Annotated in this window: 19 protein-coding genes; 6 read left to right on the top strand and 13 right to left on the bottom strand. The window is 39.2% G+C overall.

Annotation, left to right across the window (positions count from 1 at the left end; genetic code table 11):
* The 9 genes from L1283_RS19530 to L1283_RS19570 form a co-directional block, all read right to left on the bottom strand.
* Positions 1-707, bottom strand: a 707-nt coding sequence (locus L1283_RS19530; protein WP_429626386.1) for a (Fe-S)-binding protein, incomplete at its 3' end; no start/stop codon positions are given.
* Positions 708-714: 7 nt separating this feature from the next.
* Positions 715-2013, bottom strand: coding sequence for a 4Fe-4S dicluster domain-containing protein (locus tag L1283_RS19535; protein ID WP_088160854.1), 1299 nt, complete (start codon positions 2011-2013; stop codon positions 715-717).
* A gap of 193 nt (positions 2014-2206) precedes the next feature.
* Positions 2207-2881 (bottom strand): TetR/AcrR family transcriptional regulator, encoded by a 675-nt coding sequence (locus L1283_RS19540; protein ID WP_070569195.1) that lies wholly within the window; start codon positions 2879-2881, stop codon positions 2207-2209.
* Positions 2882-3242: 361 nt separating this feature from the next.
* On the bottom strand, positions 3243-3809 hold the full coding sequence (locus L1283_RS19545) for an OmpH family outer membrane protein (RefSeq protein ID WP_145329989.1): 567 nt from the start codon (positions 3807-3809) through the stop codon (positions 3243-3245).
* Between the two features lie 103 nt (positions 3810-3912).
* Positions 3913-4446, bottom strand: a complete 534-nt coding sequence (locus tag L1283_RS19550; protein WP_046671928.1) for an OmpH family outer membrane protein — start codon at positions 4444-4446, stop codon at positions 3913-3915.
* A 423-nt stretch (positions 4447-4869) separates the two neighbouring features.
* On the bottom strand, positions 4870-7434 hold the full coding sequence (bamA, locus tag L1283_RS19555) for an outer membrane protein assembly factor BamA (RefSeq protein ID WP_286849645.1): 2565 nt from the start codon (positions 7432-7434) through the stop codon (positions 4870-4872).
* Positions 7435-7547: 113 nt separating this feature from the next.
* Positions 7548-8285 (bottom strand): isoprenyl transferase, encoded by a 738-nt coding sequence (locus L1283_RS19560; protein ID WP_088163492.1) that lies wholly within the window; start codon positions 8283-8285, stop codon positions 7548-7550.
* A 310-nt stretch (positions 8286-8595) separates the two neighbouring features.
* Complete coding sequence (locus L1283_RS19565; RefSeq protein WP_248933307.1) at positions 8596-9480, bottom strand: NAD kinase; 885 nt, start codon at positions 9478-9480, stop codon at positions 8596-8598.
* Between the two features lie 46 nt (positions 9481-9526).
* Entirely contained in the window at positions 9527-10189 is a 663-nt protein-coding gene (locus tag L1283_RS19570) for a CBS domain-containing protein (RefSeq protein ID WP_075991767.1), read from the bottom strand.
* Between the two features lie 252 nt (positions 10190-10441).
* Here L1283_RS19570 and L1283_RS19575 point away from each other — a divergent pair, with 252 nt between their 5' ends.
* Both L1283_RS19575 and L1283_RS19580 read left to right on the top strand, forming a co-directional pair.
* Positions 10442-11275, top strand: coding sequence for a 1-acyl-sn-glycerol-3-phosphate acyltransferase (locus L1283_RS19575; RefSeq protein ID WP_070569211.1), 834 nt, complete (start codon positions 10442-10444; stop codon positions 11273-11275).
* A gap of 5 nt (positions 11276-11280) precedes the next feature.
* Complete coding sequence (locus L1283_RS19580; RefSeq protein WP_075991769.1) at positions 11281-12240, top strand: GNAT family N-acetyltransferase; 960 nt, start codon at positions 11281-11283, stop codon at positions 12238-12240.
* A gap of 61 nt (positions 12241-12301) precedes the next feature.
* On the opposite strand, the gene L1283_RS19585 is transcribed toward L1283_RS19580, so the two are convergent.
* The 3 genes from L1283_RS19585 to L1283_RS19595 are packed head-to-tail and all read right to left on the bottom strand — an operon-like array spanning position 12302 to position 16165.
* Positions 12302-13042: an MIP/aquaporin family protein gene (locus tag L1283_RS19585; protein WP_286732577.1), complete on the bottom strand. Its 741-nt coding sequence runs from the start codon at positions 13040-13042 to the stop codon at positions 12302-12304.
* Positions 13043-13051: 9 nt separating this feature from the next.
* On the bottom strand, positions 13052-14551 hold the full coding sequence (glpK, locus tag L1283_RS19590) for a glycerol kinase GlpK (protein ID WP_286849643.1): 1500 nt from the start codon (positions 14549-14551) through the stop codon (positions 13052-13054).
* Between the two features lie 36 nt (positions 14552-14587).
* Complete coding sequence (locus L1283_RS19595; RefSeq protein ID WP_286849642.1) at positions 14588-16165, bottom strand: glycerol-3-phosphate dehydrogenase/oxidase; 1578 nt, start codon at positions 16163-16165, stop codon at positions 14588-14590.
* 451 nt (positions 16166-16616) lie between these two features.
* Between L1283_RS19595 and L1283_RS19600 the strand changes: the two genes are divergently transcribed.
* Positions 16617-17123 carry a thioredoxin family protein gene (locus tag L1283_RS19600; RefSeq protein ID WP_286732571.1) on the top strand — a complete coding sequence of 169 codons (507 nt, stop codon included), beginning with the start codon at positions 16617-16619 and terminating at the stop codon, positions 17121-17123.
* A 535-nt stretch (positions 17124-17658) separates the two neighbouring features.
* On the opposite strand, the gene L1283_RS19605 is transcribed toward L1283_RS19600, so the two are convergent.
* Positions 17659-19050, bottom strand: coding sequence for an arginine decarboxylase (locus tag L1283_RS19605; RefSeq protein WP_046675638.1), 1392 nt, complete (start codon positions 19048-19050; stop codon positions 17659-17661).
* 108 nt (positions 19051-19158) lie between these two features.
* Here L1283_RS19605 and argS point away from each other — a divergent pair, with 108 nt between their 5' ends.
* The 3 genes from argS to L1283_RS19620 are packed head-to-tail and all read left to right on the top strand — an operon-like array spanning position 19159 to position 23230.
* Positions 19159-20943: an arginine--tRNA ligase gene (argS, locus tag L1283_RS19610; protein WP_312352216.1), complete on the top strand. Its 1785-nt coding sequence runs from the start codon at positions 19159-19161 to the stop codon at positions 20941-20943.
* Between the two features lie 4 nt (positions 20944-20947).
* Complete coding sequence (locus L1283_RS19615) at positions 20948-22024, top strand: oxidoreductase (RefSeq protein WP_088160863.1); 1077 nt, start codon at positions 20948-20950, stop codon at positions 22022-22024.
* A gap of 15 nt (positions 22025-22039) precedes the next feature.
* Positions 22040-23230 carry an NAD(P)/FAD-dependent oxidoreductase gene (locus tag L1283_RS19620; protein ID WP_286849648.1) on the top strand — a complete coding sequence of 397 codons (1191 nt, stop codon included), beginning with the start codon at positions 22040-22042 and terminating at the stop codon, positions 23228-23230.
* Positions 23231-23251 lie beyond the last annotated feature (21 nt).

A 23251-nucleotide genomic window follows, 5' to 3' on the forward strand; every position in this document is an offset into this window, starting at 1 on the left:
AACATCGTCATACAGAAAGGACATGCTGCAGCGACAACTTGAGGCTTTGCATCGATGACTTCTTCGATACGTTCGATGTTAATGTCTTTTGCTCCGGGCTCTGGTTCTTTGAACATTTGTCCGCCCCCAGCACCGCAGCAAAGTCCATTGCTCTTACAACGTTTCAGTTCGATCAACTGGGTATCCAAGCTTTCCAATACTTTTCTCGGTGCCTCATAGACCTCATTTGCACGGCCAAGATAACAGGGATCATGATAGGTTATCTTCTTTCCTTTGAATACGTTGTTATCCGCTGGTTTTAATTTTCCTTCATCGATCAGGTTTTGGATCAATTGTGTATGATGAATGACCTCATAGTTACCACCTAGGGATGGATACTCATTTTTCAAGGTATTGAAACAGTGTGGGCAAGCCGTTACTATTTTTTTGATTTCATAGCCATTGAGTACTTCGATGTTCATCATGGCCTGCATTTGAAATAGAAATTCGTTTCCACTTCTTTTGGCAGGATCACCTGTACAACTTTCTTCTGTACCTAAGATGGCATATTTTAAACCGACATGTTGTAATATTCTGCAGATATCGCGCGTAATTTTCTGTGCACGTTCGTCAAAACTCCCTGCACAACCTACCCAAAATAGTATATCAGGAGTTTCTCCTTTGGCCAACAGTTCTGCAACTGTGGGAACTTTTAATTCATTTTCCATCATAAAACTATTGTTGTTGAGTCCAATTGGCGCGGTCCAATTGCGCATATTTCCATGGGGCACCATTGTTCTCAATATTTCCAAACATATTGTTAATACTCGCAGGAGCTTGTGATTCTTCCATAACAGCAAAGCGGCGTAGCTCAATAATAATATCCAAAGGATTAATATTGACCGGGCATTGTTCTACACATGCATTACAGCTTGTACAGGCCCATAACTCTTCTCGACTGATGTAAGTGTCAATGAGAGATTTTCCGTCATCCTGAAAGCTTCCATTTGTTTTGATATTCGTACCGACTTCAGTGAGTCGATCCCGTGTATCCATCATGATTTTTCGTGGGGACAGCAGCTTTCCCGTTATATTTGCGGGGCAGGAAGATGTACAACGTCCACATTCAGTACAGGTATATGCATCCAATAAGCTCTTCCAGGTTAAATCCTGGACATCTTTGGCTCCAAAGCGTGCATTTGCATCTGCTGGAGGCGGGGTGAAACTCGGATCAAGCATTGCCTTAACCTCATTGGTCACAGCTGGCATATTGGATAGTTTGCCTTTTGCGTTCAGATTAGAAAAATAGGTGTTCGGAAAAGCCAAAATAATATGAAGGTGCTTGGAATAGGGGAGGTAGTTTAAGAAGGCAAGTACACCTAGGATATGAAACCACCAACAAGACCGCTCTATTAAAAATAAGGCCTCCGTCGAAGTAGGAAGGTATGGAAGAAGATAATGGCTTACTGGAAAGGAACCTGCCGATTTAAAATGTGCAAAGCCATAGAGTTGCAATTTAAGATCAGAAGCGTTCATCAGCAGGAAAGCCGACATTAAAAGAATCTCTGTGATTAAAATAATATTTGCATCCGTCTTGGGCCAATGTTTCAATTCCGCGCTATTTAAGCGAGCTACTTTAGCAATATTTCTCCGAAATAAAAAGATGAGACAGGATACCAGTACACCCAGCGCGAGCCATTCAAATGCCCCAATCAGGAAATTATAAAAACTCCCTAGAAATGAAAAGATACGATGTGTACCAAAAAGCCCGTCGATGACAATCTCCAACATCTCAATATTGATGATGACAAATCCAAGGTATACAAATAAATGTAGGACTGCGGGGAAAATACGCTTAAACATTTTCTTTTGACCAAAGGCGACGAGGAACATCATTTTCCAACGCTCCGCGGATCTGTCCGAACGATCTGCCGGTCTGCCTAGCTTGATATTACGATAAATCTGTTGTGCATTTTTGCTAAAAAGAAACAATGCTACAGCGAAACAAACCGCAAATATTAGTTGACCTATCATATGCTTGTATCTTGGTTATAAACAAATATACTATATTATTTTGTTATGCTAACATAGTAAAAATAAATCAAAAATGAGGACCTAACACGATAAATTATTGGAAATTTTTAATGGTGAATTTAGGCTGTAATGAAAAACGTCCAAGAAGGAATTATTTCTTCTTGGACGTTTTCTCTAGTTGTATCTGAGTAGACTACAGCTCAACATCAGAAAATGTCTGTTCTAATATTTTACGCATCGTTTTCTGAATTCGTTCTTTTCCTGCTTCGGTATTTACATCAATACCGCAAAATGTACTACCTGTAGATTTTGCCTGAAGGCTCAAATAATAAATTGAACTGACTAAAATCGCTAATGTCGCTCTAAGGTCGTTTTCGGAGTTTTCGAATTTTGAATCGACATGTTTAAATAGTTCTTCGCCGAGCAATTCTCTTCTGTCGGCTATATTTTTAAGCGCTTTTGTTTTTTCGCCCAGTCCCCAATGAATAACTTTTTGCTTCGTCTTATCCTTCAAAAAGGTGTTAAATTGAGATTTAAGCAATTCTTCTATCAAGGAGATACTGATGGAGCCCGGGTTTGTGATCATTTGTTCCAATACGCCCTTGTCTCCGATTTGCCAGAAATCTTTTTGTGTTAGGTAAGCTTCCACCAGTTGATCGAGACCGCCAAAATAATTCCATATTAATGCTTTGTTCAGTCCACATTCCAAAGCAATATTAGGCCCATTCAATGCATGGTATCCTTTTTTCTGAATTACCTTTCCGACAGCAGCGATCATTCGCGCCTTGGTGCGTTCCTTGTCGCGAATAGGACCGGAAGTTACCTTTCTTTCTTTTTTAGGATTATCCTCAATTACTTTCTTTTTCATGCGAATAAAATCATTTTAACGACGAAGCTTTCCTGGGTACCTTATATTCGTCAGTTAATGAACAAATTTGGGACCATGAAGTTTTCATTAGGGTAGATATGTTTGTTTTCCGAACCAATATCTACAATTTAGCTGGTAAATGCAAGAAAATCAAGCAGCAGATTTTTATTTACACTATAATTTGACTGATTCGATAAGCTTTTGAGTTTCCCTTATTCTTTTGGCTGTAGAACTGGAGCGTATTTGGTGCTGTCGGCGCTGTACGCTGATTGCGATTCACTTGCCATTGGGAAAATAGATAGGCAATAAAAAAGGGATTATCGATATCGATAATCCCTTTTTTATTGCCTTGTCTACTAGCTTATTTTCTTGCTGGAGCAGCAGGAGTAGCTGTAGCTGAAATACCTAATTTCGTTTTTACTGCAGCAGTTAAGTCTTCTCCACCTTGGAAATAAGGAATATTTGTACTAGAAATATCAAATACATAAGCCATGCCTTTTTCTTTAGAAACAGCATTTACAGCTTCACCAACTTTTCTGTGTATAGGTGCAATTAATTCTTCTTCTTTTTTGTTTAAGTCTTCTTGAGCAGCTTGTTGTGCTGTCTGAATACGCGCTTGGATATCTTGTAATTCTTGACCTATTTTGTTGATTTCTGGATCAACAGTTTCTTTATTTGCTTCACTTCTGTTACGCAATTTATCGTTTGCATCTTTTTGTTTTGTTTGATAGATGGTAACCATATCTTGAATTTCTTTGGTTTTACCATCGCTCAATGTTTTCAACTGCCCTTCAGCTGCTTTAAATTCAGATGTAGACTGAATAATTTCAGCAAAATTGATATGACCAATTTTTTGCTGCGCATTTGCGAATTGAGTTGAGAAAAATACTGCCACTAAAGCAACCGCACCCTTTAATAAATTTTTCATGCTTTTCATTTTAATCTAATGAGCCATCTTTATGGCAATCTTTTAGTTTTCTAATTAATTACTACTATTACTATTTGTGTCCACAATGATAATAAACTCCCGCTTAGTTTGCAAGACTCGGATTGGGTTTATATCCTAATTTTGTAATGACATCATTACTTTTATTCAATTTTGGATTGGCATAGAGAAAAGTAGACTCATTGCCCTTGTCCATAATAAAATCAATTCCCTGCGCCGAAGCAACATCTTGGATAGCTTTTGCTACACGGTCTTGAATAGGTTTCATCAATTGAGTACGTCTTTTAAAGAGGTCGCCTTCAAATCCAAACTTTTGTTTTTGATAGTCTTTTACTTCTTTTTCTCTTGTCACGATTTCATCCTCACGGCGACGACGCATATCTTCATTTAATAAGACCTGGTCCTTTTGATAAGCCTGATATAGTTTTTCAATCTCAGCATATTTCTGATCCACTTCTTCCTGCCATTGCTTAGAAAGGTCATCTAACTGTTTCTGTGCAGTCGTATATTCAGGAATATGTTTTAGGATATATTCTGAATCAGCATATGCAAGTTGTTGGGCAAATGTTGCTGTAGCACTCACGACTACAAAAGCTATAACTAACAATATTTTTTTCATATTTCCTGTAAGTTTTTATAGACTATACTTTTATTATTTAACACTAATTTACCTTATGACTTCGGATAATCCCAAAAGTTTAATTCGAGAAAACCGCTCTACGTAAATTTACGGCTCAAAAATAAGAAAAAAGAAGCAATCTAACAGATATTTCTCGGGTTTAACACTATTTAACTTGTTGAAGAATGCTCCAATGCTAGTTGCCTGGGTGCTGTTTATGGCTTCTTTTTTTCGGTGATCATAACGACACTCAATATAAGAAAATTTATAAGATATATAGGGTGATTTGGCATTTAATCCGATCGGGTGGAAATGAAAGAAAAATACATGATTTACTGGAAAATAATCTTAAAACAAAAAAGCTATCTACAATTTCTTGCGATAGCTTTTTATTTTATTTCGACAGGATTGGATCAACAAAGATTAGAATCCACCCATATTTTGCATAATACTAAATGTAAAGTTTTGTTTCCATGTACTGCTCGGTAAACCCGGGATAGGGTCGAATGCATGGCCGTAATCTATTCCTAGCATACCGAAGATCGGTAAGAAGATACGGGCACCAACACCTGCAGAACGACGTACTTTAAATGGATTGTATTCAGTGAACTTGTTCCAGGTATTTGCCGCTTCAGCGAAAGCCAATACGTAAACTGTTGCCTGATCATTTAACATCACCGGGTGACGTAATTCCATTTGATATTTCGTATAGATTGGACTACCTGAATTTCGTGCCACATTCACATTTTGTGTTCCTTCAGGAATGATTACACCATTTGCATAACCACGTAACGCAACAATTTCAGATCCTTGTAGGTAATCAAACCCTTGCATACCATCCCCACCGACTTTGAAACGCTCGAAAGTTGATATTTCAGTTTTGCTGGAGTATTTACCCAAGAAACCAAATTGAGCTTGTGCTTTGAAAACAAGTTTTCCCGCAATTTTTGCATACCACTGCGAGTCAAATTTCCATTTGTGGTACTCTGTCCAACGGTAGCGTTCCTGAGCCGAACCATTTTTATAATCAATGTTGTTGAACAATGAATATGGAGGCGTCAATTGCACCGAGAATTTGATGTTTGAACCCGAAGTAGGATAGATAGGAGCATCGATCGAATTACGGCTAAACTCTTGCGTCAAGTTGATGTTATAGGCTGTACCATTATCAAATAGGAAGTAATTTCCATAATTCTGAAGCTTATAACGTTGGAATGACAAGGAAGTATTTGCCTGGAACCAGTTGTCTGGCCATTGTAAGCGTTTACCTAATGTTGCGGTAATACCAGTCATCCAAATACGGTTCAACTCGGAATCCTTAACAATTTGCTCGCCAGTATAGTAGTTAAACCCACCATATGATGAACTCGAAGTATAGGCGCTCAAACCAAAATAAATTGGTTTTTTACCACCTAACCAAGGCTCGGAGAAAGAGAAACTATACGATTGATAACGTTTACCCGAAGTTTGACCACGGACACTCAACTTCTGTCCATCTCCACGTGGTAGCGGTTTCCAGGAACTTTTGTCAAAGAAATTGCTGGTAGAGAAGTTGTTAAATGTTAAACCTAAGGTACCGATGATCTGACCGGCACCATAACCACCCGAAAGTTCGACCTGATCCGAAGGTTTCTCAGTAACATTATAAACAATGTCCACTGTACCATCCGCATAATTTAGATTTGTCGGTACTGGGTTTGTCTTTTGCTCATCAAAATTTCCCAACTGCGCAATCTCACGCACACTGCGCATAATTTGTTCTTTTGAGAATTTTTGACCAGGTTTTGTATAAATAGAACGTAATACAACACGGTCGTTGGTTACATCATTACCTTTAACAATAACGTTATTGATGGTATATTGAGCACCTTCATATACACGTAAATTCAAATCGATGGTATCGTTGTAAATACGCGTTTGTTCGGGGTCTACTGAGAACGTAAGATAACCATCGTTCATATAGATTGAAGAGATGTCATCACTATTTTTTGTAGGACCCATCAATTTTGCTGTTAATTTTTCTTCCGAAAAAACATCACCACGTTTGATACCTAAAATTTTATTTAGTAAGGTGTCAGAATACTTCGCATTACCTGTCCAAACAATATTACCTACATAATATTTAGGACCTTCATAGATGTCAAAATTAACCAACACATTTTTTTCACCCTCGCGAATAACCGTATCTTTCAAGAGCGTCGCATCACGATAGCCTTTGGCTGCCATTTTCTTGATTAGGTTTTCTTTACCTTCTTTGTATTTTTCTTCCTTGAATTTTCCAGGACCGAAAATACGGTACCACATTTTTTGCTTGATAGGTTTGGCCATTTTTCTCAATTCTTTTTGAGAAAAATGTTCATTCCCTGTAAAAGTCATTTTTTTGACTCTTACCTTATGTTTTTTATCCACATCGGCAATAAGTATTTCATTATTAGCCTGTGCCGAGTCTTTCACTGTTTTTAGGGTGATCTCCGGATATAAAAAAGCTTTTTCTTTTAAGAACCGTTGGATTGTACCACGTGTGGTGTTCATCAAGTTTTCGTTGACAATCTTACCAGTGTTGCTATTTAAACGTTTGCGAACTTCTTCGGTCTGGCTTTTACTTAGACCGTTGATATCAATACGAGTTAAACGAGGACGTTCTACTACACGGATGGTCAAAAATATATTTTCACCTTCAATTTTATCTGCCCATAATTCGACATCATCAAAGAGGCCTTGAGCCATCATATCCTTCACTACTTTTGCAGTCGCCTCACTTGGAACTTCCAAATATTGACCTACTGACAATTTAGAGATCGTAATTAATACATTTTTATCTAAAAATTGTGTTCCAGTTATATCAATAGCACTAATTACATAGTTTTTAGGATTGAGATAGCTGATTTTTTCTGGGTCATTTAAATTGAAAGCACCTTTGTCTTGTCCGTAGACAAGCTGCATTGATGAGAGACCAAAAAATAGTATTACGGGTAGTATACGCTTCATTTATCTATAATTATTGGCGCTAAAGTACACCAATCGTTTGTTAATTTTTGTTAATTAAGAAAATTTAACCAGCTTGCTTTTTTTCAAATCAGTGGTCAAATTTAATAAAATCTTTATAACTGTTCACTTGTTTTTCCAAACCTTCTTTCGCGTTGCTGATAATCGACGATGGATTTAAATAAATCTTCTTTCGTAAACTCAGGCCACATCTTATCTAGGAAGCATAATTCTGAATAGGCAATTTGCCAAAGTAGGAAGTTACTTATTCTCAATTCTCCGCTGGTACGTATCAGAAGGTCAGGATCGGGTAGATTTTGTGTATAGAGGTTTGCAGCGAATAATTCATCGTTAATTTCGTCTGCATGGAGTTTTCCATCTTTTACTTGTTGGGCTAGATTTCGGGCAGCGTCCACAATTTCTTGTCGGGAACTGTAGCTCAAAGCCAATGTCAATGTACAGTGTGTATTTTCTTTCGTTGCTTCAATGGTTTCCTGCAGCTTTCTTTGTGCATTTGAGGGTAATTTGGTGATATCACCAATAACATTCAAGCGGACGCCATTCTCCTGAAAAGTTTTGATTTCTTTTTTAAGGGAAGTAACCAATAGTTCCATCAGTGCCATCACCTCAAGTTTAGGTCGATTCCAGTTTTCTGCAGAAAATGCATAAAGTGTCAGAAATTTAATATTGGCTTTTACACATCCTTCTAATGCTTCTCGTACCGCTTTTACACCATTTTGATGCCCAAATACACGAAGTTTCCCCTTCTGCTTTGCCCAACGGCCATTGCCATCCATGATGATGGCTATATGCTGTGGCAATTTAATAGTATCTATCTGATCTAAAAAACTCATTTTTGCTGTTTTCAATAAAATTAACACCTTAGCCATAAATGCTATTTTGGCGTTTTAAAACCTATTTTTGGTTTCCTGTATTGCTATCAATGATTATTGTTTGTTTAACGCACTTTTCATTGATTAATTATTGCACCTGGATTTCTATTATGGATATTCTTATTCCGTCTTCCTTTATTTCTTCCAAATATCGATTTTTAATTGGAAATTCAGAAGTACAATATGTAGAAAGATTGTTTGAAACATCTTCATCTAGCAGATTATCTCTTTTCCTGCGTGCAAAGCGAGGCTGTGCGAAGCTATTAATATCCTAATAGTTTCTGACATCGATACCCCAAAGTAATTTTTCCCGCAGCGTGCTGAAAAAGCTTTCATGCGGGAGCCTAATGAGATTAATAGTAAATGGAGCCTGTTTAATGGTTAATTTTACAGATGTATCAATGGATTCGTTTTTGGAATCACAGCTAAGGATGTATTGATTGCTTCGACTCTCTATTTCCAATTCAAGGGTAAACTGATTTGAGATGACAATGGGTCTCACATTGAGGTTGTGCGGAGAGATGGGGGTAATGACAAAATTGCCGCTTTCTGGCATAATAATAGGTCCGCCGCAACTCAATGAATAGGCTGTGGATCCGGTAGGTGTAGCGATAATTAGTCCATCTGCCCAGTATGAATTCAGTAGTTCGCCATTGATGCGTGCATTGACCGTAATCATGGCCGAGCTGTCATAACGAAATACGGTAATATCATTGAGCGCATAGTGATTGCCTTGGAACAAATTAACCTGTTCAGATTCAACAGAGAGCAACACGCGCTTCTGTATCGTAAAACGTTGGTTCAGTATAGCGTCGATAGCATCTTCAAAATCATTTTTATTGATGGAAGCTAAAAAACCGAGGCGTCCAAAGTTTATCCCTGCAATTGGAATTCCGGAGTCTTTAATCAAGGAAACAGCAGATAACATGGTTCCATCTCCGCCCAGACTCAACATAATGTCAATATCGTCTTTGATTTCTTGATAGGTATTGTATGTTGAGAAATTAAAGGCACATTCAAATTGTGACAGCAGAAATTCATGAAATGGATCATAGACCCAGATCTCAATATTTTTATCGACAAGATATTCAAATAAGTGTTTCACATGTGGTATAACAGAGGGCTGAAACTCTCTTCCATATATTGCGATTCTCATATTGTTTTCAATTTATGGGGCAAAGATGAGAAAAAACTAATCCTAATCAAATGTTAATATAATTCATAAGCTGCTGATAACGGTCGGCAGTGTCGTCAAATGCAGCTATGGTATTATGGGTTTCAAGAACTAAATAGTTGTGTCTTAGGAATGAATTCAGTAATGCATTAATGTTTGACTTGTCGACTTTAAGGGTAACTTCAATATGGTCACTTTCCAAATTTATTTTGGTCGCACAATTAAGTATTCTGCAATTGTCACTTTCAACAAGGTGCGCAATCTGTGAAAGTGAAAAATCATGTAAGCCAATTGCCAACACAATAATAGCCCCAGATTCATTTTGCGATTGAATTGAACTTATTGCCTTTAATATATCTAATTGCGTTGACACACCAATATATTTGTTGTCTTGATCTAAAACAGGAATGATTGTACTATTATATACAGTTATCATCACCAAGGCATCGTAGGGGTGTTGATTAAACTTCAGCTGTATGGGGGCTGTATTTATTTTTATGGATGAAAGGGGAGCGTCTTCATCTTCCGCATCCAATAAGATGGTTTCATTAACCAGGCCAATATAGTCGTCACCATTTAAAACGACTAATTCTTTACAAAGCATATCTTGCAGCTTCTCTAGCGCTTGTTGTATTGAATCAGCATTTTGAATACTGAAATCAGCATTTGAAAGAAATTGACTTATTAGCATACTCAAACTTAATAAAAAAAGTAGGTGAAAAGAAATTTTACAGATCAGATTTATGCTTAATTCATTGATTGCTTGTAATACCTAAAATACGAAGAACAGCGAAAGATTACATAATTGCAAATAAGTACAATTTTAAAGTTTAAAATTGTACTTTTATTACCATTCTGTTATTATTTTTGTCAACGAATTGGAATAGGCATAAAACGGGGCCTAAATGGAGGAGAAGTATTTTTAATTGGAACAGTAAGATTGATGATCACAAGCGAGAGTAAAAAGTTTATTGATATACGTGAAGTTATTCACAAAAAAAATGCGGGGCTTGCTAAATGGATTCCGTCTTTTTTACTTAATTATTTAAAAAGGACAATTCATGAGGACGAGATAAATGATATTATGACGCGCTTTGCAGATCTTCAAGGCTTGGATTTTGTTGATGCATTGATCAACGATCTGGATGTCAAGGTCAATTTGTATGGGGCAGAAAATATCCCCGTATCGGATCCGGTTATTTTTGCGTCCAATCACCCTTTGGGCGGATTGGATGGTATTGCATTTATGCACGCTATAGGTAAATATAGGCGCGATGTGAAGTTCTTGGTTAATGATATTCTTTTAAATATAGGTAATTTGAGACCTTTGTTTGTCGGTGTCAATAAGTTAGGGGGGCAAGGGAAACAGGCGATCTCTGCGATTGAGGAGGCCTATGGAGCGGACGATGCGCTACTGGTATTTCCTGCAGGTTTGGTTTCCAGAAAACAAAACGATGGTCGTATAGAAGACCTCGAATGGAAAAAAAGTTTTATTAGCAAATCAAAAAAATATAAAAAAGATGTCATTCCGGTGTTGATTGACGGTAAAAACTCTAAGTTTTTTTATAATTTTGCAAGGCTTAGACAGAAATTGGGTCTCAAGGTAAACATTGAAATGTTATATTTACCTGATGAAATGTTTGCCCAACGCGGACATACCGTCAATATTATAGTAGGAGAAAGAATCCCTTATACAGCGTTTGATCAATCAAAAAACGAAAAAACTTGGGCTGAGGAAGTGAAAAGAAGGGTTTATGGATTGGCTCAAGAAAAATAGAATTTATGCAAGAAATTATACCTCCAGTTGATAGAGAATTATTGAAGACCGAATTGAATAAAGACGTCTTCTTACGATATACCAACAATGGAAATAACGAGATATATTTAATCAACTATCATAATTCGCCAAATGTCATGCGTGAAATTGGGCGTTTGCGAGAGTTGACTTTTCGTGGAGCAGGGGGAGGTACAGGACTTTCAATTGATATCGATGAAAATGATACATGCGAAGATTGTTACGATCAGTTGATCGCATGGAATCCCGAAGATGAAGAAGTGGTTGCCGGTTATAGGGTAATCAAATGTGCTGAGGCTGGTGAAGTAAATGGTATACCCAATTTATCAACAGCACATTATTTTCAGTTTTCCGAATTGTTCACGAACGAATATCTACCTTACACCATAGAATTAGGAAGATCGTTTGTACAGCCTAAATACCAACCAGCCATCGACAATAGAAAAGGAATTTTTTCTTTGGACAATCTTTGGGACGGTTTAGGGGCTTTGGTGATGCTTAACCCTGAAATTAAATACCTCTTTGGTAAAGTGACCATGTATCCACATTACAATAAAGATGCACGGGATATGTTGCTTTATTTTATGGATTACTATTTTCCTGATCATGATAAATTGGTGCTTCCTCTTCCGGAATTGGAAATCAAAAATGATTACGAACGTTTTGTAGGCGTGTTTGATGGACTGGATTATAAAGAAGGATATAAGGTGTTAAATAGTCATGTGAGAGCATTGGGCGAGAATATTCCACCGTTGATAAATACATATATGAACCTATCGCCTACGATGAAATCATTTGGCACTGCGCGTAATGACGAGTTTGGTACGGTAGAAGAAAAAGGTATACTGATTGTAATTGATGACGTGTATCCTGTGAAAAAGGAACGTCATATGAATACGTTTGATCGGGATCGTGAATACGGTCATAGAAAACCCAAACGTGGATAACAAAATAAAGGGGAATTCAATTATTGAATCCCCCTTTATTTTGTAGGTACAGCGACCTTGATTAGGCCGGTTTTATACAGGTATAAAGTGCAAAGGCTAAAATAGCGCCCAAGACAGGTCCTAGGATTGGAATCCAGGCATAAGACCAGTCGGAGCTTCCTTTTCCTTTGATTGGCCAAAGGGCATGAAATAAGCGCGGCCCCAAATCCCGGGCAGGATTGATGGCATATCCCGTAGTTCCACCTAGCGAGAGGCCGATGGCCCATACGAGAAATGCAACGGGTATAGCACCAAGAGAGCCCATGCCAATAGGAGCTGTTTTTCCGTCGATGGTCACATCTTGTCCTGTTATGAAGAAAATAACAAAAATCAAAACAAAGGTTCCAATGATTTCACTTGCCAGATTTGTTGACGTATTTCGGATGTTGGGTATCGTAGCGAAAACACCAAGTTTGGTGGTTGGGTCTGCTGTTGCATCGAAATGGTCTTTGTGCATGATGTAGGTTAACATGGCGCCACAGAAACCACCGGCAATTTGCGCGAGAATATAGCCAGGTACTTCCATCCAGGGAAGACCATGATTGAGAGCGACGGCAATGGTTACCGCAGGATTGAGGTGGGCTCCGGTATAGGGGCCAGCAAATACAACACCGACATAAACTGCAAGTGCCCATGCGGTGGTGATTACAATCCAGCCACCATTTTCTCCCTTTGTTCCTTTCAAGATAACGTTGGCCACAACCCCATTGCCTAAAAGAAGGAGGAGGGTTGTGCCGATAAATTCTGCTAAATAATGGTTCATGCTTGTTGGTTAGTTTTCGGTCCAGTACTGTAATGCTTTGACACCCTTGGTCCAGAGCTTAATGATTTTTTTTGTTTGCTCTTCTTGCTCTGCTTCAGGTTCAAATATACGATCCTGTGCCCAAAACTTTGATATCTCATCCTTATTTTTCCAGAATCCCACGGCCAGTCCTGCGAGGTATGCTGCCCCCAAAGCTGTAGTTTCTGTGATTTTAGGGCGTACAACTTTGCTGTTAAGCACATTGGCCTGAATCTGCATGAGTAGGTTATTTGCCGTTGCACCGCCATCTACACGTAGTTCTTTGATCGGTATGCCACTATCTGCTTCCATTGCTTGCAGTACATCACGTGTCTGGAGGGAGATTGCCTCTAGTGAGGCGCGTGCTATATGTCCATTGGTGGTCGCGCGCGTCAGACCAAATAGCGTCCCTTGTGCACGAGCATTCCAGTACGGCGCTCCCAGTCCAGCAAAGGTAGGGATGAATGTGAGGCCGCCGTTATCCTTCTCTGTAAGTGCTAATTGCTCTACGTCCGCTGATTTGTAGATGATGTTGAGATTGTCGCGTAGCCATTGGACCAGTGCGCCACCGATAAAGATGCTTCCCTCCAGGGCATATTCTGTTTTCCCGTTGATTTTCCAGGCGACAGTAGTTAAAAGGTTATTCTTTGAACGGATTGGTTTATCACCGATGTTCATTAACATAAAACATCCAGTGCCGTACGTGTTTTTGACCATCCCTTTTTCAATACATTGCTGTCCGAAAAGTGCTGCCTGCTGATCGCCGGCAATTCCTGCAATCTTGACTTTGTGTGCAAAAATGGTTGTCCGGGATTCCCCATATATTTCACTGCTTTCTTTTACTTCGGGCAGCATGGCAGCGGGGATGTCAAATAATTCGAGTAGCTCCTTGTCCCATTCCATGCTATGGATGTTAAAGAGTAAGGTGCGGGAAGCGTTCGTTACATCTGTGATGTGTGCATCGCCACGCGTGAGGTTCCAGACGAGCCAAGTGTCAATAGTTCCACAGATTAATTCCCCGTTTTGTGCTTTTTCCCGTGCACCCTCCACGTTATCCAGAATCCATTTTATTTTGGTCGCAGAAAAATAGGGGTCTAATATCAGGCCTGTTTTCTCCTGGATCAGCTCATGTTTTCCGGAGCTGCGTAACTCGTCGCAATAATCTGCGGTGCGTTTATCTTGCCATACAATGGCATTGTAGATGGGTTTTCCTGTTTCTTTGTCCCAAACAACCACAGTTTCGCGTTGATTGGTAATACCAATGGCGGCAATATTTTTGCCGTTTAATCCTGCCTTTGTGGTTGCTTCTGCTGTGACACCTGCCTGCGTTGACCAGATTTCATGTGGATCATGTTCGACCCATCCCGGTTGTGGGAATATTTGTGTAAATTCCTTCTGGGCAATGGAGACTATATTTCTGTCCTTATCAAAAATTATAGCTCTGGAGCTGGTGGTGCCTTGATCCATCGCCAAGATGTATTGTTGTTCCATAATTGAGTAATTGAGTATTGCTGGTTATTTTTTGTATTACTTTAAGATATAATTTTTTGCAACTTTTTGAAAATGCGCTATTTGATCATTTTGCCAATCTTGATCTTTTTCCAGCTCCTGTGCGAGTATTTTTGCGACTTCAGGAGCGGCTTCAATTGCAGCTTTCGCATCAAGAAATAGCATTCTTACCCGACGCGATAGGACATCTTCCACAGTTCTGGCAAGTTCATTGCGTGCTGCCCAAACAACTTCAGCCTTTTTGAATTCAAGATGTGCTATTAATTTTTCGTTCCATTCCGGATTTTCCTGCGTCAATGCGTTGATCGCTTCTTGGTCGGCGCCATAAATATACATATGATTGCTTCTGTCTGATGTCGGAATGGCGCTATAAATCTTTTGACTGGCAGACCGGCTTTCTTTTTGTGGCAAACAACCAATTTTTATCGCTTTGTCGATGGTATCTTGGCCCATTCGACGGAATGTTGTCCACTTTCCACCCGTTAAAGTAAGTAATTTGGAGTCGCTGACGATAACCTTGTGGCTTCGTGAGATCTCTTTGGTTTTGTTGGAGTTGCCTGTAGGGGCTGCCAGCGGACGTAGGCCGGCGAATACGGCCAATGCATCCGCTCTTGTTGGTTGTTTTGTCAGGTAGCGTCCCGCAGTTTTCAGAATAAAATCAATCTCCTGCTCCAAAGCTACCGGCTCAAGGCTATGCTCGTCTATAGGGGTGTCCGTTGTTCCCGCAATGACTCGATTGTGCCAGGGTACCAGGAAAAGGACCCGTCCATCATCCGTTTTTGGAATCATAATGGCATCGTCGCCAGGAAGAAAGGATTTATCAAATACCAGGTGAACCCCTTGGCTGGGACGTACCATTTGTTTTGCTTCCGGTCTGTCCATTTTTAGGATGTCATCGACAAATATTCCTGTAGCATTGATAACAGCCTTGCCTTGTATGGTGAAAACTTCACCCGTTTCGGTGTCATTAGCGATGACACCATTTATTCGCCCATCGCTATCTTTGGTGAGGTTATTGACTCTTACGTAATTCAGCGCGACGCCGCCCATTTGAATACAGGTTTGCGCAACGTTGAGCGCAAGTCTTGAATCGTCAAATTGTCCGTCTTGATAAACCACGCCGCCATATAGCCCTTTAGGTCTAACGGTGCTTATGCGGTTAAGGGTTTCTTCTTTGTTGATATGAATGGATTTTCCCAAACTTAATTTACCTGCCAGCAGGTCATATATTTTCATTCCTATGGTATAGAATGGGCCATCGAACCAACTGTAATTGGGGATGATAAAGGATTGATTTTTGACAAGATGGGGAGCGTTTTTTTGAAGTAAACCTCTTTCGTGAAGCGCTTCTTTAACCAGGGAGATGTCGCCCTGAGCCAAGTAACGTACACCGCCGTGAACAAGCTTTGTTGCCTTGCTCGAAGTCCCTTTTGCAAAATCAACCTGCTCCAACAAGATTGTTTTGAACCCTCGGCTTAAGGCATCTAATGCAACACCCAATCCGCTGGCGCCGCCACCTATGACGATAACATCCCATGCGCTCGTATCTCTTATTTTTTCTATCAGTTTTGACCTTTTGAATTCTTGGTGTTTCATTTTGTTTCGTTTTGGATTTTTGTAGTGAATCTTCTGTACTTGTTTTACTACTTCCTTTATACTAAGTTATGCTATATTTGTTGAATTTTAAAGGAAATTAAATAATATTTATGTTAAGGTAAGGTGTTTGTTTTTGTTTTGTTTTGTTTTTATTTTAGCAAAAGGAAGCCTTCCTAGTTTTTACCAGTGACAGGATATGGCGTATCAACAGGTTGTTTTTTTACTTCTCCACAATGGAGTTGTCTTTAATAATGACTACATTCTGATCGCTTAAGCTGATGTGTGTACGACTTAATCGCGTTTTTATAAACCCCGCTGAAATAAGGTCTGTTGTGATCTTGGGTGTTTTTTTTCATGGTCAATAGCTATATAATGTTTAACCATAATATGCTGCTTATGTTTTGGTTTGGGAAAATGATTTTGTAATTTTAGATCACTATTTAATTTATTTATGATGAGAAATATAAGATTATTACTGTGTGGAGCTATCGTGTTTTTTGGGACGGTACTCGTACAGTCCAAAGCGTTCTCACAGCAGCTTGCTACAGCTCAGGATGTTTCAAAGCCTTACAATCCAGACGCTAATGCGCAGAATGATATTGATCAACTATTGGTTCAGGCAAAGAAAGAAAAGAAAAATATCATCATCCAGGCTGGTGGGAATTGGTGTGTCTGGTGTTTAAGGTTTAATGATTATATCCATAATACGGCGAGTGTCGACAAGTTGTTAAAGAGTCATTTCCTCTATTATCACCTCAATTATTCAAAAGAGAATAAAAATGAGGCTGTGTTTCAAAAGTATGCTCCTGAAGGGAATAAACTAGGTTATCCATTTTTTATTGTTTTGGATAGAAATGGAAAAACATTGCATGTACAGGAAAGTGGCAGCCTGGAAAAAGGGAAAGGCTATGATGAAGAAAAAGTGCTTAATTTCTTTAAAGCTTGGGTCGCAAAATAAAAATTACCGACTATCATATTGCTATTCTGCACTAAATTAACAATAGTGCGTAAATAAAACAAAAGCCCCTTTTAAGTGGCTTTTGTTTTGATGTAATAAATTGGAAGATCGGATAAGGGTTTAATCCCGTAAAACTTAGCATTTCTTTGTACAGCAAGTCGGGAAAGATTGGTGATCAGCATACTAAATTATCCGAATTTCCGCATAAGCTTAATCGGAATTAACAGGTGTTTTATACGCATTCATCCGAATGAGGTCCCTATGAAGTCCCTATTAGGTACGGATAAAGTCCGTGTTATTTTTAAATTTAATTCAAGGCTTACCTTCGTTGTTTCCAGTGACGGATATCGGGTTGTGTCTATGACTTTGGTGTTCGAATTTGATTTAATCCAGCTAGTCAGTTATAGGATCGACTGAAAATAAAAAGGTCTCGTTCTTACGATCGAGACCTTTTTATATGGGCTTAAAACCATTCTTTTTCTACAAGGATATTTTATTCCGCAATTAAAAAGAGGTCTTGCTCCTGTAGAATATCTTATTGATAGCCTAATAATTTCATGACTTGTTTGGAGTTTTGCTCCTCACCAAACACCTCGTAGTTGAATGTTTCATCTCTATTGCGGCGTACAAGCACATGTTTGGGTGAAGGAAGTAAGCAGTGGTGGATTCCACCATATCCGCTTAATACATCTTGATATGCTCCTGTATGAAAGAAGCCCAAGTATTGCACCTTACGGGTCTTCGGCATAAATACCGAGTTCATGTGCGCCTCCTGATTGTAGTAATCCTGTCCATCGCATGTGATTCCACCTAAATTGACGCGTTCATATTCTGAATCCCAGTTATTGATCGGCAATAGAATATATTTTTGGTTCAATGCCCATACATCCGGTAGATTTGTAATGAATGAACCGTCAATCATAAACCAACGTTCGCGATCGTTTTGTTGCTTGCGTCCCAAGACTTTATAGAGAATACCTGATGCTTCAGCAACAGTATATTTGCCAAATTCAGTAATAATATCTGGTTCCATTACCTCATGGTGCGCACAGATTTGTTTGATACGATTGACAATCTCATTGACCATATACTCGTAATCAAAGTCGTGTACCAGTGAATCCTTAAATGGCATTCCACCACCGATATCTAGGGTATCTAAATCCGGATTTACTTTCTTGAATTTACAATATAAAGTAACGTATTTCTCTAATTCGTTCCAGTAATACGGGGTGTCCGAGATACCCGAATTAATGAAAAAGTGAAGTAACTTTACTTTAAAGTTTGGATTGTCGGCGATCTTGTTGTTATAGAATTCAACGACGTCTTCTTGGCGAATCCCTAGGCGAGATGTATAGAATTGAGAATCTGGCTGCTCCTCGGAAGCAACACGGATACCTAAAGCACAAGGCTCATCCAATTCGATTTCATCATCATAAAGGTTAAACTCCTCTTTGTTATCCAGTACCGGTATAATGTTTTTATATCCGTCGTGGATCATATCGACAATATATTGTTTGTACTGGTAGGTTTTGAATCCATTACAGATCACTGTAATGTCTTTCGTTACTGTGCCCTGTCTTTCCAATGAATCGATCATCGGCATGTCAAATGCAGATGAAGTTTCCAGGTGGATATCATTTTTCAAAGCTTCCTCTACGATGTGCTTGAAATGGGATGATTTGGTACAATAACAATATTTGTAAGATCCGCGATAGTTGTGTTTCAGAATTGCGGTCTGAAAGAGGATTTTCGCTTGCTGAATTTTTTTGCTGACGATAGGCAAATAGGTAAAACGTAACGGCGTACCGTACGTTTCTATCATTTCCATTAAATTCAAATCGTGGAAATACAATTCGTCGTCGATGATTTCGAATCCGTCTTGCGGAAAACCAACACTTAAGTCAAGAAATTCCTGATAGCTCTGCATTTTTTATTATTTTTGCAAAGATATACTTTAATGGTGAATACCTAAATAAGGAATGTTATTTATTTCCAATTCACTATCAGGAAGTTGTAAAAATTACAAAATCATTAAATGGCAAATTCTATTCAAAAGCGACTTGTTGAAGTCACTGTACAGGCAGTAAAAGAGCTTTACAATGCAGATATTTTAGAAAATCAAATTGCTTTACAAGCTACCCGAAAGGAGTTTGAAGGACAAATTACAATCGTAACTTTTCCCGTAACGCGCTTTTCGAAATCTTCTCCGGAACAAACCGGAAAGGAAATCGGTGCATATTTGCAACAGCATATTGCTGAAATATCGGATTTCAATGTGATAAAAGGCTTTTTGAATATTGTTCTTTCTGATGCTTACTGGATCACGTTGTTGAATCAGACCATAACGGCGAAGGACTTTGGTGTATTTCCTGCGAATGGAAAAAAACTGATGGTTGAATATTCTTCTCCAAATACCAATAAACCGCTGCATTTGGGACATATCCGTAATAATTTATTAGGATATTCTGTTGCGGAAATCCTAAAAGCTTATGGTTATGATGTGATCAAAGCAAATTTGGTGAACGATCGCGGTATTCATATTTGTAAGTCGATGTTGGCTTGGCAAAAATTTGGTAACGGTGAGACACCCGAGTCTACTGGACTTAAAGGGGACCACCTTGTCGGAAAATATTACGTTGTCTTTGACAAAACATATAAACAGGAAATCGAGGCATTGAAGGCTGAAGGGCAGACCGAAGATGAGGCAAAGAAAAATGCACCTTTGATGAAGGAAGCACAAGCGATGTTGCAACAATGGGAAGCTGGTAATGAAGAGGTGATCTCACTGTGGAAAACCATGAACAGCTGGGTGTACGCTGGGTTTGAAAAGACCTATAAACAATTAGGCGTCGACTTCGATAAATATTATTATGAATCCAATACATACTTGCTGGGTAAAGATATTATTCAGGAAGGTTTAGATAAAGGGGTTTTCTTTAAAAAAGAGGATAACTCCGTATGGATTGATCTAACAGACGAAGGATTGGATCAGAAGCTTGTGCTTCGTGGCGACGGTACTTCTGTCTATATTACACAAGATTTGGGGACTGCACAATTGAAATATGATGAATTCAAAATGAATGATTCTATTTATGTTGTCGGTAACGAACAGGATTACCATTTCAAGGTATTGTTCTTAATCTTAAAAAAACTTGGTAAAGCTTGGGCCGACGGATTGTTCCATTTATCGTATGGGATGGTCGATCTTCCTTCAGGTAAAATGAAATCACGGGAGGGAACAGTTGTTGACGCGGATGATTTAATGGCTGAGATGCTTAAGACCGCTCAGGAACGTACTGAGGAACTTGGCAAGACTGAAGGATTGGACGAGGAATCAAAAGCCGTTCTGTACGATACGATTGGAATGGGCGCACTGAAATATTTTCTATTGAAAGTGGATCCTAAAAAACGCCTGTTGTTTGATCCAAATGAATCTGTCGATTTTCAAGGTCATACAGGACCGTTTATTCAATACACGCATGCTCGTATCAAATCTGTTTTAAGTAAGGCTGAATTCGATTTTGATAGTGCTGTGTCTGTACCGGCGACGATTTCCTCTTACGAACGTGACTTAATTCAACAACTGGGTGCATTTCCGGAGATTATTGAAGCTTCTGCGCAAGAGTTCAGTCCTGCACAATTGGCAAATTATATCTATGAGGTAGCCAAGTTTTATAATAAATTCTATCATGAAGAAACCATCTTGAAAGCGGAAGATCATGATGTGAAAAACTTTAGATTGCACCTTTCGGCTTCTGCGGCAAAGGTTATTGCCAAAGGAATGAACTTATTGGGTATTCGTGTACCTGAAAGAATGTAATACTATGAAGAAAATTCGCGTAGGACTTATCGGTTTTGGAATTTCAGGTCAGGTTTTTCACGCTCCCGTGATGCGTTCGATAGCTGAACTGGCTCTTGTTAAAGTGACTGCTCGGAAAGCAGATCAGCAAAGTTTGCTAAAGGAACGCTATCCACAGGCAGAAATTGCTTTGTCTGCAGATGATATTTTTAATGATGCAACCATTGATTTAGTCGTGATTGCAACGTCCAATGAAATGCATTATCCTTTCGCAAAACGTGCATTGGAAGCAGGAAAACACGTTGTCGTAGAAAAACCCTTTACCAATAGTGTCGAGCAGGCCGATGAGCTTATCGCTCTGGCTAAGGAGAAAAATCTGGTCTTGGCACCCTACCATAATTTAAGGTTCAACTCAGACTATCGGACAGTGGAGAAAGTGGTCAAAAGTGGAAGGTTGGGACGGATTGTAAATTTGGAATCAAGGTTTGATCGTTTTCGTAATTATTTGCGACCTAACGCATGGCGAGAGGAAAATTTACCGGGTTCGGGCATATTTTATGACCTGGGGCCACATCTCATCGACCAGGCTTTGCAGTTATTTGGAAAGCCGCATGCTGTCTTTGCAGATTTGGCTGTCCAACGGGATCATGCGAAAACCATTGACAATTTCGACTGCCTATTGTACTACGATAACTTACGGGTATCTCTGAAAGGTTCTATGCTTGCAAAAGAACCCACAGCACGTTATCGTGTCTTTGGAATGAACGGAAATTTTGTAAAATATGGTGTCGACCCACAGGAAGCCTTACTGCGTGATGGCAAATTTCCTGATGAGGATCCAACCTGGGGACAAGAAGACCCAAGTCTATACGGCAAGCTCAATATCGTTGAACAGGGGAATGACATTGAAGAAATGGTTCCTTCTGAAATAGGTTCTTATCCTGATTTTTATCAGAACGTTGCGGATAGTATATTGGGCAAAACTACCTTGATCGCATCGGCAGAGCAGGCACGGGATGTCATTAAAATTATTGAATTGGGATATCAGAGTCAATTGGAACGAAGAGTTGTTTCTGTTGAAAATACATTGATTGCTTATTAGATTGTTGCTGTGAGTATACTATACGATGCTATCATTATTGGGGGGGGAGCCTGTGGTTTGATGTGTGCAGCCCAAGCAGGGCTGATTGGAAAGAAGACCTTGGTCCTTGAACGAAACGATAAGGTCGGCGCGAAGATCTTGATTTCCGGAGGCGGACGCTGTAATTATACAAATATCGGTAATAGTCCCGCTAATTTCATTTCTGAAAATCCAGATTTTTTACATGGTATATTCAAACAATGGACAGTGGACGATACCATTACATTTTTTGAACAGTATGGTATTGTAGGGCAGGAAAAAACACTGGGCCAGTTGTTTCCAGAGACCAATAAAGCAAAAGATATCGTTGCTGTATTTTCAAAAATTTTATACGAGACAGGGCAGGATATTGCATTGAATACCTTGGTGAAATCTGTAGAAAAAAACGATAATGGCTTTATGGTAACGGTAGAAAATGCAAAAGGTGAGTCCCGATATCATGCACATAAAGTTGTTATTTCTTCCGGTGGGCTTCCGGTCCAAAAACTCGGCGCTTCGGACTTTGGATTACGCCTAGCCAAACAATTTGGTTTGAATGTCGTCGGTACAGCGCCTGCACTAGTCCCTTTGACAATAACTGGAAAAGATGCTGATTGGTATAGTTCTTTGGCTGGAAATTCGGTGTTCTCGAAAGTGTCTGTTGCCGGAATGTCTTTTGAAGAGAATATTCTTTTTACGCACTGGGGGTTAAGCGGACCTGCAATTCTTCAGATATCAAGTTATTGGAGACCGGGACAGGAGATTACGATTGATCTACTGCCTAATTTTAATTTAGATAATCTGATTAAACAAGAGCGGCAATACGGCGGGAAAAGACTTGTTTCACAATTGCTAAACGATTATTTCAGCAGAAAATTGGTCGATGCCCTTGGGAAATTTTTAGCCTTGGATACCAAAATTGCCTCACTTAGTAAAGCTGATGCGAAATTGATTGTCGATACTATTCATCGCTTCAAGGTAAAACCTGCGGGAGATAAGGGGTATGATAAAGCTGAGGTTATGCGTGGAGGAGTTTCAACGGAAGAACTGCATCCCAAGACCTTAATGTCTAAAAAAGTTGAAGGCCTTTATTTTGGAGGGGAGACTGTTGATATTACGGGATGGCTTGGCGGTTATAATTTCCAATGGGCTTGGGCAAGTGGTTATGCCATCGCCCAAGATATTTAGGCATTTTTGGAGAGGTAGCGA

The organism is Sphingobacterium sp. HSC-15S19 (genome assembly GCF_050433745.1).
GTDB classification, from domain to species: domain Bacteria; phylum Bacteroidota; class Bacteroidia; order Sphingobacteriales; family Sphingobacteriaceae; genus Sphingobacterium; species Sphingobacterium siyangense.